This window comes from Pseudoalteromonas nigrifaciens (assembly GCF_002221505.1).
Lineage (GTDB): Bacteria > Pseudomonadota > Gammaproteobacteria > Enterobacterales > Alteromonadaceae > Pseudoalteromonas > Pseudoalteromonas nigrifaciens.
Genome location: NZ_CP011036.1, coordinates 630436 through 647195, shown reverse-complemented (window position 1 = coordinate 647195; position 16760 = coordinate 630436). Strand labels below are relative to the sequence as shown.

Annotated in this window: 12 protein-coding genes and 5 tRNA genes; 8 read left to right on the top strand and 9 right to left on the bottom strand. The window is 37.9% G+C overall.

What is annotated here, in order from left to right; all coding sequences use genetic code 11:
• Positions 1–274: 274 nt before the first annotated feature.
• From PNIG_RS03060 to PNIG_RS03040, 5 genes are all read right to left on the bottom strand, one after another.
• Positions 275–350 (bottom strand) — tRNA-Phe (locus tag PNIG_RS03060).
• A gap of 144 nt (positions 351–494) precedes the next feature.
• Positions 495–570 (bottom strand) — tRNA-Thr (locus PNIG_RS03055).
• Between the two features lie 59 nt (positions 571–629).
• A tRNA-Phe gene (locus tag PNIG_RS03050) sits at positions 630–705 on the bottom strand.
• A gap of 144 nt (positions 706–849) precedes the next feature.
• Positions 850–925 (bottom strand) — tRNA-Thr (locus PNIG_RS03045).
• Positions 926–997: 72 nt separating this feature from the next.
• Positions 998–1073 (bottom strand) — tRNA-Phe (locus tag PNIG_RS03040).
• 337 nt (positions 1074–1410) lie between these two features.
• Here PNIG_RS03040 and PNIG_RS03035 point away from each other — a divergent pair.
• Positions 1411–4185: a hybrid sensor histidine kinase/response regulator gene (locus tag PNIG_RS03035; protein ID WP_089367783.1), complete on the top strand. Its 2775-nt coding sequence runs from the start codon at positions 1411–1413 to the stop codon at positions 4183–4185.
• A gap of 55 nt (positions 4186–4240) precedes the next feature.
• On the opposite strand, the gene PNIG_RS03030 is transcribed toward PNIG_RS03035, so the two are convergent.
• Both PNIG_RS03030 and mutY read right to left on the bottom strand, forming a co-directional pair.
• Positions 4241–4513 (bottom strand): oxidative damage protection protein, encoded by a 273-nt coding sequence (locus PNIG_RS03030; RefSeq protein ID WP_011327256.1) that lies wholly within the window; start codon positions 4511–4513, stop codon positions 4241–4243.
• A gap of 34 nt (positions 4514–4547) precedes the next feature.
• Positions 4548–5609, bottom strand: coding sequence for an A/G-specific adenine glycosylase (gene mutY / locus PNIG_RS03025; RefSeq protein WP_089367782.1), 1062 nt, complete (start codon positions 5607–5609; stop codon positions 4548–4550).
• A 174-nt stretch (positions 5610–5783) separates the two neighbouring features.
• Here mutY and trmB point away from each other — a divergent pair, with 174 nt between their 5' ends.
• The 3 genes from trmB (at position 5784) to arcA (ending at position 9101) form a co-directional block, all read left to right on the top strand.
• On the top strand, positions 5784–6509 hold the full coding sequence (trmB, locus tag PNIG_RS03020; protein WP_089367781.1) for a tRNA (guanosine(46)-N7)-methyltransferase TrmB: 726 nt from the start codon (positions 5784–5786) through the stop codon (positions 6507–6509).
• Between the two features lie 89 nt (positions 6510–6598).
• Entirely contained in the window at positions 6599–7624 is a 1026-nt protein-coding gene (locus tag PNIG_RS03015; protein WP_089367780.1) for a methyltransferase, read from the top strand.
• Positions 7625–8384: 760 nt separating this feature from the next.
• Positions 8385–9101, top strand: coding sequence for a two-component system response regulator ArcA (gene arcA, locus PNIG_RS03010; RefSeq protein WP_011327252.1), 717 nt, complete (start codon positions 8385–8387; stop codon positions 9099–9101).
• A 4-nt stretch (positions 9102–9105) separates the two neighbouring features.
• Here arcA and arcB read toward each other — a convergent pair whose 3' ends face one another.
• Entirely contained in the window at positions 9106–11424 is a 2319-nt protein-coding gene (gene arcB / locus PNIG_RS03005; RefSeq protein WP_089367779.1) for an aerobic respiration two-component sensor histidine kinase ArcB, read from the bottom strand.
• Positions 11425–11637: 213 nt separating this feature from the next.
• Between arcB and folE2 the strand changes: the two genes are divergently transcribed.
• From folE2 to PNIG_RS02985, 4 genes are all read left to right on the top strand, one after another.
• Entirely contained in the window at positions 11638–12558 is a 921-nt protein-coding gene (gene folE2 / locus PNIG_RS03000) for a GTP cyclohydrolase FolE2 (protein WP_086993242.1), read from the top strand.
• 115 nt (positions 12559–12673) lie between these two features.
• Complete coding sequence (locus PNIG_RS02995; RefSeq protein ID WP_011327249.1) at positions 12674–13270, top strand: DUF2726 domain-containing protein; 597 nt, start codon at positions 12674–12676, stop codon at positions 13268–13270.
• A gap of 107 nt (positions 13271–13377) precedes the next feature.
• A complete protein-coding gene (gene mtnN, locus PNIG_RS02990) occupies positions 13378–14085 on the top strand; it encodes a 5'-methylthioadenosine/S-adenosylhomocysteine nucleosidase (protein WP_011327248.1) in 708 nt (235 codons plus the stop codon).
• Entirely contained in the window at positions 14086–15030 is a 945-nt protein-coding gene (locus PNIG_RS02985) for a cobalamin biosynthesis protein CobD/CbiB (protein ID WP_089367778.1), read from the top strand. It abuts the gene before it with no gap.
• 95 nt (positions 15031–15125) lie between these two features.
• Here the strand turns inward: PNIG_RS02985 and tyrS are convergent, their stop codons facing one another.
• Positions 15126–16325 (bottom strand): tyrosine--tRNA ligase, encoded by a 1200-nt coding sequence (gene tyrS / locus PNIG_RS02980; protein WP_011327246.1) that lies wholly within the window; start codon positions 16323–16325, stop codon positions 15126–15128.
• Positions 16326–16760: the final 435 nt, after the last annotated feature.

The following is a 16760-nucleotide window of genomic DNA, read 5'->3' as shown; positions in this document are numbered from 1 at the left end:
TCAAGCACTTTGAACTAAAACGCTCAACTTACTTTACATAACATTACATAATTAGCCATAAACTATCGGATAACTATTTATACTCTATTTCGACATTAATGATCATTAAGAAAGTTGAAAGTAACTATAAGTGGTTTGTATCACTAAGGGGGTTGCTAAGTAGTGTACTGATAAGCTTAAAATTAGTCTGGAACAATTTTAAGCTGTATGGGATGCAGGGATAAATAATCTTTATAAACAAAAAAACCTCACAAATGTGAGGTTTTTTAATAAATGGTGCCTCGACGCGGAATCGAACCACGGACACGAGGATTTTCAATCCTCTGCTCTACCGACTGAGCTATCGAGGCACATAAACTGTGCGAGTTAACTAAATATTCTAAGCTAACTTTTTACTAAACTGATTTAGTAAATAAATGGTGCCGACTAACCGAGTCGACGGGTAACTTGAACAGACTACTGATTACAGCTTTCTTTTCAAATTACATTATAAATGGTGCCGACTAACCGAGTCGAACGGTTGACCTACTGATTACAAGTCAGTTGCTCTACCAGCTGAGCTAAGTCGGCACACAAAACTGTGTGCTAAGGCACTTTATCAATTTTAAAGATTGATAACTTTTAATAAATGGTGCCTCGACGCGGAATCGAACCACGGACACGAGGATTTTCAATCCTCTGCTCTACCGACTGAGCTATCGAGGCACATAAACTGTGCGAGTTAACTAAATTTTCTAAGCTAACTTTTTACTAAACTAATTTAGTAAATAAATGGTGCCGACTAACGAAGTCGACGGGTAACTTGAACAGACTACTGATTACAGCTTTCTTTTCAAATTACATTATAAATGGTGCCGACTAACCGAGTCGAACGGTTGACCTACTGATTACAAGTCAGTTGCTCTACCAGCTGAGCTAAGTCGGCACACAAAACTGTGTGCTAAGGCACGCATAATACTGTTTAATATCTTTGATTTCAAACACTATTATTTAATAATGGTGCCCAGACGCGGAATCGAACCACGGACACGAGGATTTTCAATCCTCTGCTCTACCGACTGAGCTATCTGGGCAATACTCGGTTTTAATAAAACCCTTCAAAAGGATTTTCAATACAATTCCCACTGAGCTCTACCGACTGAGCTATCTGGGCGTGCGGCGTATTAAACGAGTTTTGCTGTTACAAGTCAACTTTTTTTTCATTCTTTATAACTGTTTGCACGGTTTTTATGCAACTCGGGTCTTTTTTAATTAACACTGCTCATTTATACTACAAACAAGTGAAAAGTAGCACCATAATTTTAATCTAAACTATGCTAAAGTTGCGGCGAGTTATTTTTACTTGTTTTGTTTATCCCAAAGTACGGTAAAGGCTTACCGTGTTATTAATATACCAATTAGGAAAAATCCATGCAGAGTAAGTTCTCTTCAGTGATAAAAGGTTTGTTACCTCTTTTTTTATTAAGTAATATAATTATAACCACACTGTTTATAATTGCCATCTCACTTTATTCTCAAAGTGAGATGGATACTAAAAAAAGTACACCGCTTATTGACATCACTTCACTGGCTAACAAGCTAGAAGCTCCTCTAATCGACGCTTTAACTATATACGGACAAGGTAAAGTACAAGAGCTGCTTGAGCTTACCTCTGTATTTAGTGACAACTTTGAATACACGCTATATCGCTTTAGCGCTACATCACAAACGGAGCTGGTATATAGTACTAACAAACCTGCAATTGCTGCTATTAAACTTAACGAGCATTTAGTTGATCAAGGTATTTTACATAAAGTTTTAACGCTTAACGATCAACCTATTGGCGAGCTTATTTTAAAACAAAAAAAATCCCCTCCCACTTTAACTAAACAAACGTCATTATTGAGCGCCTATTTTATGGCTTGTATAGCGGTTATTACATTATTTGTATTAGCATTGCTATTAAACCAATATATTAATAACCGTTTACGTAAGAGTACGGGCTTGCTTAGCGAAGAATTACAGGCTGTAACTGATAGCAGTAATTTTAACAGCACTGTAAATGAACAGTTAGGTAATGGCTTAAATGTGATTGCACTAAATATTAATTTTTTATTGAAAAAAGTACAAGCAGCTTTATCTGAGAATGAAAAAACTCGAAAAGAATTACAAAAACTGCAAAACAATCTTGAAATTGAAGTGCAAACTCGAACCCTTGCACTTGAAAAAGAAACTTTAAATGCGCAAAAAGCAAGTGAAGCTAAAACCACCTTTTTAGCAACTATGAGTCATGAAATTAGAACCCCTATGAATGGCGTTATAGGGACTATAGATTTACTGCGCCAAACAAATTTAGACGGTTCACAATATCGTCTTAGTACCATTATTCGTGAATCGGCTTTTTCTTTACTGAGTATTTTGGACGACATTTTAGATTTTTCTAAAATTGAAGCAGGCAAACTAAATATTGACCCTATCCCGTTTTCTGTAACCGATACGATTGAAGAAGTGGTGCGCGTGCTTTCTTCTATAGCTAAACACCGCGATCTAGATTTAAACTTATCAATTGCTCCTGATATCCCTATTAATCTTATTGGTGATAACACTCGAGTACGCCAGATACTATATAACCTATGCAGCAATGCGATTAAGTTTACCAGTACGAGTGAATCGCATAAGGGGCAAGTTAATATCTCTGTAGAGGTGGCTCACAACACAGCAGAACACTTCACTTTACGTTTTTGTGTAACCGATAATGGTAAAGGCATGAGCCAAGCGCAATTAAGAGAAATATTTAATCCGTTTATTCAAGCGGAAAGCTCAATAACCAGAGAATACGGTGGAACCGGCCTTGGCTTGTCAATTTGTAAAAGTTTAACCGAGTTAATGCTGGGTACTATATCGGTTAATAGTAATATTGGCATAGGCAGTGAATTCATCGTGGAGCTGCCATTTAGTACTTCGGGTAAAATTAAGTTCGCACATAAAAATAGTTTAGATGGCAGGCATATTGTTGTAGTGAGTAATAATGTTGACCGTGAAAAAGTAATCTATCGTTATTTATCATTTATGGGCGCCAAAATAACTTATGTGCACAACGAGCAAGAAATTGAGTCTCTGCACGACGCTAAAGATATCATTTGGGTTGTTGATGGCATTGATGATATGGACAGCATAAATGCATTTTTAAGGCGTTTACTTTACTCTTTAGAGGATAATAATCAGCAGGTTGTCGTTTTAAGCAAGCTAGATGATGCAGCTATTAATCATAAAAATATTTTTTATATTAACGCAACGCCATTATGTAAGTCTAACTTTATGCTATCAATACTTGTAGCTGCAGGTTTACATCAGCCTAAGCACATTAAAAAAACCATAGCATACGACAACTATTTAACTACAGAGCAAGCTTTAGCCGCTAACAAGCTTATTTTACTAGTTGAAGACAACCTTTTGAATCAGCAAGTTATAACTGATCAACTGCACATCTTAGGTTACGGTGTTGAAGTAGCTAATAACGGTGAGGAAGGGATTAATATGTGGCGAAAAGGTAACTATTCGCTCATTTTAACCGATTTACATATGCCGATAATGTCGGGCTACGATATGGTCGAAAAAATCCGCAATGAGGCCGAAATGCTAGGTTCGATTGTATCGCAACCTTACATAATTGCCGTGACAGCCAACTCTTTAAAAGGTGAAAAAGAACGCTGTTTAGCTGTTGGTATTAACGACTTTATTACTAAGCCTGTTGAGCTTAACGTTTTAGAAAATACACTAATACGCTGGAATGAAAAAAGTAATCACAAGAGCATAGACATACCACATCAAAAGCCAGCAATGCCAATAGATATGGATTCAGTAGCTAAATACATTAATGGCGATGACGCGAAGAAAATACGTTTTTTTAAAATGTATTTAGAGCAGAGCCAAGAGCTAATAAAGTCGATTAACTTTGGTGTTATGCAAAGCAACGTTAATGAGATTCTTGAGGGGTGTCATCAATTAAAGTCTATATCTAAAACCATTGGGGCGCATCGCGTCGCTGAACTGGCCGTCGTGTTTGAAGAGCAATGTAAAACAGATGAACTAAACAGCGATAAGTTAATTGATTTAAGAGATCAATTAGAAATTGAATATTCTAAAGCTGCTCAATTTTTAAAAGAGCAAATTAAAAGTGCCGAGCAGCAAGAACAACCGAGTTAATTAATTTAGGTATAAAAAAAGGGCTATTTAGCCCTTTTTTTATTCCACATAACAATTACTTTTCTGGTGGTTTGTAGCCTTCAATTTCTACTTCTTTGTTTTCAAACAAAAAACCAACCATTTGCTGCTCTAAAAAGCTACGATGCTCTGGGTCCATCATATTTAAATGCTTTTCGTTAATCAGCATTGTTTGCTTGTGCTGCCACTGCGCCCAAGCCTCTTTAGAGATATTGTTAAAGATTTTTTCGCCTATTTCGCCAGGATATAATTGAAATCCAAGCCCTTCAGCTTCTTTTTGTAACTTTTGACAAAATACTGTACGTGCCATAATTAATTCTCTTTAGCGATAGTTATAAACAAGTCTAACCTATTGGTGCAATTTGTTTAACCAACTTTTTAGTTGGTGCTGCTAAACCCACCTCAATTGACTGATCTAGTGGGTACCAAACTAATTGTCGATCGTTAATTACATCTGAAATTTGTACTACATTTAGTACATGTGGATTAATAGTAAGTTCAAAGTGCGAAAATATATGGGTAAAGGGTTCAAGCGCCACTAAGTCAGCTGTTAGCCCTTGCTGCGCTATAAACACCTCTAGTTCGCTCAATTCATTAAACTCAAAAAAGCCAAACAACCCGCCCCATATTCCTGAGTTAGGCCGTTTTTCCATGAGCACTTTTTCATCATGTTTAATAATTAACTGATGGCAGCTTTTTTTCGGCACTGCTTTTTTAGGTTTTGAGTGTGGGAATGTTTTTACCTGCTGCGTTTTAAATGCACCACAGCGGCTACTTAACGGACATGCAGGGCAGTCAAAACGACTACGCGAACATAAGCTAGAGCCTAAATCCATCATAGCTTGATTAAACTCGGTTACGTTATTTTTAGGCGTTAGCTGCTCGCTCAAATGCCAAAGTTGGCTTTCGACTTTTTTAACACCATACCAGCCTTCAACCATAAAAAAACGTGCTAATACTCGTTTAACATTACCATCGAGTATGGGGTGATGCTGCCCAAGTGAAAGTGATAACACTGCACCGGCTGTAGAGCGCCCTATTCCGGGTAAATCAATAACCTCTTCAAGCGTTGTAGGAAACTGCCCCTGATACTTGTCACGAACTATTTTAGCTGTTTTATGTAAGTTACGTGCCCTTGCGTAATACCCTAAACCAGTCCAGTGATGCAGCACCTGATCTTCATCGGCGTTAGCTAAAGCAATAATATCGGGAAAGCTTTGCATAAACCTTTCAAAATAAGGGATAACGGTCACTACTTGAGTTTGTTGTAACATCACTTCAGACACCCATACTTTATAGGGTGTTTTTGCTAACTGCCACGGCAGCGTTTTTCTACCATGAAGATGATACCAATCAACCACTTGGTTAGAAAACCAATCTGACTGCTGTTTATTTAAATCCAAAATAGTTTACTTTTTACTTATGCTCAATGGCGGCTCAGTTTATTGCAGTTAGTGAAAAGATCAAGCCATAGCGCCTCTATACACCTAGTAAAATCAGCTAGAGCTTGTTATCCATGGCTTGGTCAGGGATAATACGCAACCATTTTTTAAACCAGTTATTTTTGTCAGGCCAATAATATGAGTGAATCAAGTAACACTAATCTTGAGCAAGCAAAGCAAGAAGGTAAGTATATCCGCACTATTCGTAGTTTTGTAAAGCGCGAAGGTCGTTTAACCAAAGGCCAAGCTGCCGCTATCGAAAAATGCTGGCCAATAATGGGCTTAGAGCATAAAAATGGCATGCTTGATTTAAGCGAAGTTTTTGGCAATAACAATGATGTAGTGCTAGAAATTGGGTTTGGTATGGGCAAATCACTGGTTGAAATGGCAAAAAATGCCCCGCATTTAAACTTTATTGGCATAGAAGTACACCGCCCAGGCGTTGGTGCTTGTTTAATGGATGCTGATGAAGCGGGTATTACTAATCTGCGTATTTTTGAACACGATGCGGTTGAAGTTTTAGCCGATTGTATAGCAGATGAAAGTTTAACAACCTTACAATTGTTTTTCCCTGATCCTTGGCATAAAAAGCGTCACCATAAACGCCGTATTGTACAAGGCGAGTTTGTTGAAAAATTACGTTCACAGTTAAAAATGGGCGGTGTTTTTCATATGGCTACCGACTGGGAAAATTATGCTGAGCATATGCTTGAAGTAATGCAAGCTGCGCCTGGCTTTAAAAACCAGTCAGCAACAAACGACTACGTACCACGCCCTGATTTACGCCCGTTAACCAAGTTTGAGCAACGCGGCCATCGTTTAGGTCATGGTGTGTGGGACTTAATGTTTGAACGCACTAAGTAATCTGTATTTCGGATAATAAATACCTTAACCAACATTTAGGTTAAGTACATAACTCTGTAAATTATATAATCTGTAAGGTAAAGCCACTTATGAGCGTATTAACCAATCCAAGCCTACTGTTACTTCGCAATAGCGAAAAGTTAGTTGGGAAATCTATATTGGTGGTCAACTTTGTTCAAGATGGCTTTTTAGCCGAGCTTAAAAAGCGCAACCCTGAGAGTAAAATAACCGCCTTTAGCTACAATCATGCTAATGGCGAATTTGCCAAAAACACACCCGGCGTTGATGTATGTGTAAACCACTGTATTAGCGGTAACGACTTTGATTTAGTGATTCTTTACTATCCAAAATCAAAACCTGAAGTTCTTATGGCGCTTGATAATATACGCGCAGTAATTACAGCAGATGCTGAGTTACTGGTGGTTGGCGAAAATAAGAGTGGTGTTAAATCAATAGAAAAACAGCTTACTGATAAAGCTAATTTTAGTAATAAAATAGACTCAGCAAAGCACTGTGTTTTATATTCATTTGCAGAGCTTAAACAACTTAGTCAGTTTAATATTAGCGATTATCATAAGCCATTTACGGTCAGTGTGGCCGATAGCGAATTTACCGCTATCAGTATTCCTGGGGTATTTAATCACGGTAATTTAGATGTTGGCACTAAAATATTGCTTGAAAACGCTCCGTTTATTAAGCAAGGTACTGTGCTCGATTTTGGTTGTGGCGCTGGCTTAATTGCAACTTATTTAGGGCTGCAAAATCCGGCATTGAGCTTTGTTTGTAGTGATGTGAGCGCTTTGGCAATCTATGCAACAACGCAAACCCTTAAGCTTAATAACATTAAAGGCGAAGCCCTCTTAAGTGATGGACTTACTAACATTACAGGTAAGTTCGATCTAATTATTAGTAACCCACCTTTTCATACCGGTATTGCAACCGACTACACAGTGGCTGAAACCTTTTTAGCCAATGCTAAACAGCACCTAACTAAAGCAGGTAAGTTAAATATTGTTGCTAATAGCTTTTTAAAATACCCGCCAATTTTAGAAGCACAATTTGATAACTATCAAACCGTGTTTAAAAATAATAAGTTTGCCGTTTACAGCAGTTAATAATGCTCATGTTTGAGCACCTCACGTGCTCAAACTTATTTATAAAATTAATTACCCTCCTGAATTTTTACCGCTTAGCAATAATAGTCAAAATATTGAGGGGAATAGTAAAATCAAGTATTTGACCTTTTTATAACAAATAAATAAGAATAAGGTGCAAGAACTATTTCAAGCCGTCTATCTGCTGGCAAACCTGTTAAGTAATATCCAAGTAAACTCTGAGCGTAAAACAGCTTTTATAGTCAAAGTAAAAACGACACTCACCAACAACACCACAGCTTAAACAACGTACTAATTAATTATAAGCATGCTCTTGAATTTTAACTTTATGACCTCATTAATAGAGCATTCGTTATTCAACTATATTATTTAGTGAATTAACTGCTTAAAGTTAAATATTTTCTGAACTTTAATGCTTTTAAGATATCACATAGATTGATGAAAGGTTGGAAAGTGATATAATTTCGTTTTGAATTAGTCTGATTATTTTAAGTATCTTTACCTGATTGATGGATGTATCAATTACTAAAGGGAAATGGCTTTGACTTTAATAATTCAAAATATGCATCCAATTTTAAAGATCAATTAAACAGTAGCTTTACTCTATACCTTTTAAGTAGGCTGTGCGGATCCTGCTGTTTTTCTCTAATTGTTTTTACTTGTTAACAATTAGATATAATCCTATACTCTTTTAGTAATCGGTTTATAAAACTATACCGGTTTTTTTTATAAATAAAATACACCAAAAGGTTAATTAAAAATGCAAACGCCAGTCATTCTGATAGTAGAGGATGAAGACGTAACTAGACTAAACCTCGTTAGTTTATTTGAAGCTGAAGGTTACAAAGTTATTGAAGCCATTGATGGCGATGACATGCATGATAAGCTTACAAATAATGACGACGTCAATCTTGTAGTTATGGATATCAATCTACCGGGTAAAAACGGGCTAATTTTAGCACGTGAGTTACGCCAAAAACGCAAAGTCGGTCTTATTTTCTTAACAGGCCGTGACAATGATGTAGATCGTATTTTAGGCCTAGAAATTGGTGCTGATGACTATATTACTAAACCGTTTAATCCTCGCGAATTAACTATTCGTGCGCGTAATTTAATTACTCGTACTGCCCTAGGTGGTGAAGAGTCTGCACTTGAAACAAATGGTGTAATTACGTTTAACGGTTGGGAACTTGACGAAAACAGTCGCTGTCTTACTTCTCCAGGTGGAGACGCAAAACGTCTACCTAAAGGCGAATACAGAGCACTGCGTTTAATGCTTGACTCTCCAGGTCGTATTTTTAGCCGTGAGCAATTAATTAAACACATGACTGGCCGTGAGCTACGTGCAAACGATAGAACAGTTGATGTTACAATTCGTCGTATTCGTAAGCACTTTGAAAGCGACAACTCAACAACTGAGTTGATCAGCACCATTCATGGTGAAGGTTATCGCTTCATTGGTAAAATCGACAGCTAATTAGTTACTCTAATTGCTGTAAGAATAAATGAAGGGCATGTTGTCCTTCATTTATTTTGTCTGCTAAAACATCTAACCACTGCTTTAATACCTCGTCAGATTCATCCAGCGCACCATACTCCATTACTTTTGCATGTAATTGCACATCATTTAAGCCTACAGATCCCGCAGCACCTTTAAGCTTATGTGCAACTGATTTATATTCTTCTCTGTCGCCTGAGTTTAACGAGGTAAGTAACTCTTGCTGATACTGGGGATTGAGTTTTTCAAATAACTGACTACTGCGTTTAAACACCACCAAACCCATTGAGTTTACAAAGTCTTCTATAGTTTCAACATCAAGTAAATGTGCATTAATGTCAGCAAGCGCTGCTGTACTTACTTTTAATTGTGGCTCATTACTTCTTGTTTGTTTTATACCAAATAAATCAGCTAATATTTTATCTAGTTTTACCGTATTGATAGGCTTAGCGAGCGCTCCTTGGATTGAAATCCCCTCTAGCTCTTGCTCTGCACTGCGCACATTTGCGGTAAGCGCTACAATAGGTAGTTTATCAAAATGGCTATCGGCTCTTATTTGCCTTGCTACTTCATCACCGTTTATATCGGGTAACTGCATATCAAGTAAGATCAAATCTAAATCGTCTTCAGTTTCTACAAAAGACAATGCATCTTCGCCGGTCTCAGCCCAAATAACTTCATGACCACGCTGTTCAAGTAAGTTAGTCGCAATTTCGGCATTTAACGGCACATCTTCTACTAACAGTATATTTAAGCTGCGTCCTACATAACTATTCTCAGTGGGTGCGCTACATAAAATTAGCGGTATTTCTACTATAAAGCAGCTCCCCTCGCCTTCGGTACTATTAACCGAAATAATCCCCTGCATTGCATCAACTAAGGCTTTGGTTACTGCTAAGCCAATGCCAGAACCAATAGCATTGGTGCCTTTAAGATCTGGCGCTTTATAATACATATCAAAAATACGAGAGAGCTGTTCGGCTGGTATGCCTTCTCCGGTGTCTGATATTTTCATGGTAAGCCAAGGGCCATCATCTCGATTTTCACGAATACAGGTGAGGGTTACACTGCCCTTATGAGTAAATTTAACCGCATTATTTATTAAGTTCCAAACAACTTGGCGAAGTCGGGTTGGATCTAGTTGCGCATAAATATCTAGCATGCCTAAGCGTTTAATATCAAAAGAAAGATCTTTTTGTTCAGCAATTAGGCCTGCAAAGTTAACCACATCATTAATAAAGTCAGATACGTTTATAGCATTAGTTGCAATATCTAACTGCTCTCTGTCTATTTTGTCTAAATCTATAATGTCGTTAAATATATTACCTAGTGTTTCGGCACTCGAAAACACCGTATTACACCAACTACGCTGCTGTTTATTAAGCTCTGTATCAAGCAACATACGTGTTAAACCAACAATGCCATTAAGTGGTGTACGTAACTCATGGCTCAAAGTGGCAATAAACTTACCTTTATCTTTGTAGGCTGTTTCAAGTGCTTCTGCAGCCTCTTTACGACTCGTAATATCACGGCCAAATGCAAGTAAACCTATGTACTTACCTTTATCGTTAATAAATGGCAATTTACGTAATTCAAACCAACGCGTTTCGCCGCCCACATCGTATTGAACATCTATAGTTAATGCTTGATGAGTTTGCTCTACCTGTTTATCGGTTTTTAAAACTTCAGATAAAAATTGATTAGGAAATATTTGTTCAGCACTCTTACCGATTAATTCGTCACTGGTTTTACCCATTACTTCTTCAAACATTTTATTACAGCCAGCAAACACACCGTTGTTGTCGCGGTAATAAAATAAATCGGGGGAGGAGTCTACTATTGAGCGCTGTAGCATACTTTGCTGGGCAAGCTCTTGTTGTGTTTTTTTACGCTCAGCAATTTCTTTTCTTAGCTCTTCTATTGCCCGGTGCTTGGCATGGAACGCCATTTTACGCTCATCAATTTCTACATTTAAGCGATTTATATTATCTTTTAATGTTTGATTGAGTAGCTTTTCTTGTTTTGTCGCACTGTCTAAATATGCATAGGAGGCATCTAGTTGCCTGATTGAATTTATTAGCACGCTTATAACCAGAGGCGATACCACAGAGGTAAAAAATACCACTGCTAATATATCAACAAGATTAACTTCTCCAACGGCAACATAATAAAACATACTTGATAAAACAAGCGAAACTGCCAATAACAAAGCATAGCAAATGGCTGCAGTTTTAAACTCACCAAACCGAGTTATTAAACTAGAAAGAACTCGAGCCCAAGGGCTCAAAGAGGAATCGGTCATATATCAGTGTGTCTCTTAGCTTAATTACAAAAAGGTTTAAATTGTATGTTATGGTTAATTTTAGCATTTTCTATCAGCTATTTTCATGTTGTGCGATAAAAACTCTAATATTTATTGTTTGAATCATTAGCTGGCTACAACTCATCATTCCAGCAATAAATTATTTAGTGTAAAATGCGGCGCTTTATTATTGCTAATAACGAGTAACACACCATGCAAACTAATATGCCCGATATAGCTAACACGGCTCCCGCCTTACAAACTGGTACATTAGACTGGGTGGGAATGGGTGAAATTGAACTGCCATTTATTTTTGAGTCGCATGGCATAACGCCAGTTACTGTTAATGCTAAAGCCCGCGCTTTTGTAAACTTACACAAAGAAGATGCAAAAGGCATTCATATGTCGCGCTTATTTTTAGCGCTCGACACGCTCTCTACTGAGCAGCAAGTTAATCCTCAAACATTAGCTCAAGCGCTCGATTTTTTTATTAGTAGCCACGAAGGCTTAAGTGATAAAGCACTTATAGAATTTAAGTTTGAATTACCACTGCGCCGTAAATCGTTATTAAGCGGCAAGGCTGGCTGGAAAAGTTACCCCGTTATATTAACCAGCACAATTGAACAAGGTGTTATTAATTACGAGCTAAGTGTTGATGTAACCTATTCATCAACTTGCCCATGTTCAGCGGCACTTGCGCGTCAGCTGATACAAAATGCATTTGCCGAAAAATTCAGTCAAGAAACCCTCAGTCAAAAAGAAGCACTAGAATGGCTAGGTACTACGCAAGGTATTGTAGCCACCCCACACTCGCAGCGCTCAATTGCTAATGTAAAAGTAAAGCTCGACAGTAATATTACTCAATTTGACGTAGTTAATTTAATTAACACGATTGAAGATGAATTAAAAACGCCAGTACAAGCGGCAGTGAAACGTGAAGATGAACAAGAGTTTGCCCGCCTAAATGGTCAAAATTTAATGTTTTGTGAAGATGCTGCTCGTAAAATTAAAGCGCTACTAGAAACACAGCAATACAGTGATTACTGGTTACAAATAAATCATTACGAATCGCTGCATGCGCACGACGCACTCGCTATTGCAGTTAAAGGCGTTGCTGGCGGTTATAGAGCTTAAGTTCTTATTTTGCAGTGTTCAATATCCATACGGGAACATACTACTTAACTAACTAATTTAGGCACGTTAATTGCTTTACTTAAGCAGTGTCAATTTGTTGTTATGGAGTTACCGTATGGAATTCGCTTTATTATCAATTTTAGTATTAGTTGTTGGGGCCTCTGTTGTTGCGTCAAAGTTTAACGATGATGGCGGAAACCCTTATCCTTTTACCCGCAAGCAAAATGTATTTACTCAAGTAGAAAGTGCTTTTTTAAATTTATTAGAACGCGCAGTGGGCGATCAGTATAAAATTGTTAGTCGTGTAAAACTAATCGACGTGATTGATTGCAAACAAGGTTTATCGGCAAAGTCTAAGCGTGCAGCAATGGCTAAAGCTAAAAATAAACAGCTTGATTTTGTGCTAGTCGATAAAGAAAAAATGACCATAGTGGCAGCCGTAGACTTAGTAAACAATGCCAATAAAGATGGCCATAAAGCACAACGCGACTGGTTTGTTAATGGCGCATTAGAGGCCGCTGGCATCCCGCATATTCGTATGAAAGTAAAATCAGGCTATCGCCCAAGTGAAGTACGCGACGCTATTATGTTTAAACTCGGCAAACCTGCGGCTACGCAAACAGCTCGCCCTATTCGTACCCGAGTTCAAAAACCAGCGGTGCTATCACCCTCTCAAGCTAAAGCGCACTCTACAGCACTAGCCGAAATTTAACGTAAATAACATAATAAAAAGCGAGCAAAGTAAAACTGCTCGCTTTTTTGTTTTTTAGCGCTAACTTCACGTATAATCAGCGCATTCAAACTCAGGAACTTAACACTATGAATGTTGGTATTATTGGCGCAATGGAGCCAGAAGTTAAAATTTTGCGCGAAGCAATGCAAAATCCACAAACTTTAACTAAAGCTGGTTTTACTTTTTATACCGGTGAATTAGCAGGTAACACAGTAACATTGGTTCAATCTGGTATTGGTAAAGTAGCATCAACTATTGCAACTACATTACTTATTGACAACTTCGCCCCTGATTGCGTAATTAACACCGGCTCTGCCGGCGGCTTTGATCCGTCATTAAATGTGGGCGATGTAGTTATTTCGTCAGAAGTTCGTCATCATGATGTTGATGTAACTGCCTTTGGTTACGAAATAGGTCAAGTACCACAAATGCCAGCAGGTTTTGCAGCACACCCTAAATTAGTGGCTGCCGCAGAGCAAACTATTGCGCAAATTAGTGACGTAAAAACCTTAGTTGGTTTAATTTGTACCGGCGACATATTTATGTGTGACCCAATACGTATTGAAAAAGCCCGTAGCGACTTTCCTACAATGCTTGCAGTAGAAATGGAAGGGGCATCAATTGCGCAAACCTGTCATACACTTAATACACCGTTTGTGGTTATTCGCTCGATGTCAGATATTGCCGGCAAAGAGTCGCCGCAGTCGTTTGAAGAATACCTAGAAACAGCATCAATCAATTCATCTAAAATGGTAGTGGCGTTACTTGAAAAGCTAACGGCAGTTTCACTGTAAATGCTCAGCAATATGGTTCAAAATCACTTGGACTTTATTGTATTTATAATGGCGCTCCTTGCTGAGCGCTTTTTACCACTTGTTAGTTGGTATCATCCTAACACCGCTTTAACGGCTATTTTTAGCGCTATTGGTAAGCGTATTTATAAAGCAGCAGAACCCAATAGCTATCAATATTTAGCCGCAGCCCTTGCCAGTACACTTATTTTAAGTGTGGTACTTATTATTATTGTATTACTACTGGAATTTGCATTTTACCCTGAATTACTCGCCGGGCTTATTTTATATTTATGCCTTGAGAGTAAAGCTATTGATAAAAAAGCACTACGTATTGCTAAGCTTACCAAACAAAATCAAAAATCTGCCGCCCGTGAGCTATTAAAGCCATTAGTAGCCCGAGATGTTACTAAACTCTCTGGTGCAGGCATAATTAAAGCCTTAATAGAGAGCCTAATATTACGTACTGCAAGATATTACTTTGTGGTGATATTTGTTTTTTTAGTACTTGGCCCTATTGCAGCGCTTGCCTATCGATTACTTACTTTAATTGAGCAGGCATGGCGCAGTAACATTAAACCCAACAGCCCTTTTTTAAAGCCGCTTAAAATTACCTTGTTTATTATTGAATTTATTCCTATGCGCTTATTGGCACTGACTATTGCAGCCAGTAAAGCGAGCAAGCTAAGCATGCATTATATAAAGCATTATGGCAGGCACTTTTATCAAACTAATACCGGGTGGCTTTTAAGCACTTGCTCTGCATCATTAGGCGTACAACTAGGCGGGCCTGCAGTGTATTTTGGCGAACGTTTTAACAAAATGCGTATTGGTACCGAACGCCTCCCTATTGCTGAGGACGTGCCGATTACTATTAATAGACTAAATCAAGCGCGGGTATTTTGGTTACTGGTCGTTGTTTGCATAGAAATACTTAAAAACATTTAGCTAAGGGCGAGTTACACACCTATTATTAAAAATACAAAAAATATAAGCACAAAAAAACCAGCCGTGGCTGGTTTTTAGCGTTTTACCGTTTAGCTTTACGCTACAGTAATATTTGCAAACTTACGCTTACCTACTTGGTAAATAGCCGTACTGCCTTTTGCTATTTCAAGTTTAGTGTCTGTAATTTTATCTTCGCCGTTGAGCTTAACTGCACCTTGCTTAATCATGCGCATTGCTTCTGATGTACTAGCAACTAAGTTAGCTTCTTTAAGCAAGTTAGCAATTAAAATGCTGTCTTGCTCAATGGTTACTGTTAGTTCAGGTATTTCATCCGGCAGAGCTTTTTTCTGAAAGCGCTGAATAAAGTCATCATGAGCTGCTTGTGCATCGGCTTCACTATGAAAGCGCGCAATAAGCTCTTTTGCTAACTCAATTTTAATATCACGAGGATTTGTACCTTGCTCTACACGCTCTTTTTGCGCGTTAATACCAGCAATCGACAGCCCGCTTAATAAGTCGTAGTAACGCCACATTAGCACATCACTAATCGACATTATTTTACCAAACATATCGTTAGGCGCATCGGTAATACCTATATAGTTACCCAACGATTTAGACATTTTTTGCACCCCATCGGTGCCCTCTAATAACGGCGTCATTATTACTGTTTGTGGTTTTTGGCCTTCGTCTTTTTGTAGCTCACGACCCATTAGCAGGTTAAAGCGCTGATCAGTACCACCGAGCTCTACATCAGCCTCAAGTGCAACCGAATCCCAACCTTGCACTAACGGATATAAAAACTCATGAATAGCAATAGACTGGCCACTAGCGTAACGCTTTTTAAAATCATCACGCTCTAACATACGCGCAACGGTTTGGCGTGCTGCAAGTTTGATCATTCCAGCTGCGCCTAAATTTTCCATCCAGGTAGAATTAAATGCGACCGTGGTTTTTGCAGGATCAAGAATTTTAAATACTTGCTCTTTATAAGTCTCAGCATTAGCAAGCACGTCTTCGCGAGTAAGCGGCTTACGCGTTACGTTTTTACCTGTTGGGTCGCCAATCATACCGGTAAAGTCACCAATTAAAAATACAACCTCATGACCTAAGTCCTGAAAGGTTTTCATTTTATTAATAAGTACCGTGTGACCTAAGTGTAAATCAGGCGCGGTTGGATCAAAGCCCGCTTTAATTTTTAGTTTTTTTCCAGATTTTAATTTTTCAACTAACTCATCTTCAATTAATATCTCTTCTGTACCGCGTTTTATCTCTGCAAGAGCGGTTTGTAAATCCACTGTGTGTTACTCCAAAAAATTCTGTTAACGAAGGGGTTAATTATTAATATGCTCGCGGCTTATTACTAGATAAGTAGCACTTTTAGAGTCAATAAACCTATGTAACTAAGATAGCAAATTATTACCTAATTAAAACAACTTTTTAAACGATAGCGTCACTAAATAAGGCAAAGCGGCATAAGTTGCATAAACGAGTAAAGATAACTGTTTGCAACACTTTAAAAACAGCACAAACAGCTGCAGCTTTGGTTTTTAAATTACTAACGTGATGATGCATCATTGTTTTATTATTTTGCTCAAAAATACCGCGGTTTAGCCCTAGTTCTAGATTAATAAAACACCTAGATCATAAGCTGCTTTAATACTAAGATGCCTATAAGCCCTGTGATTTTAGCTTAATTTAGCATTAGTTTAAATCTACAAAATACTAGTATT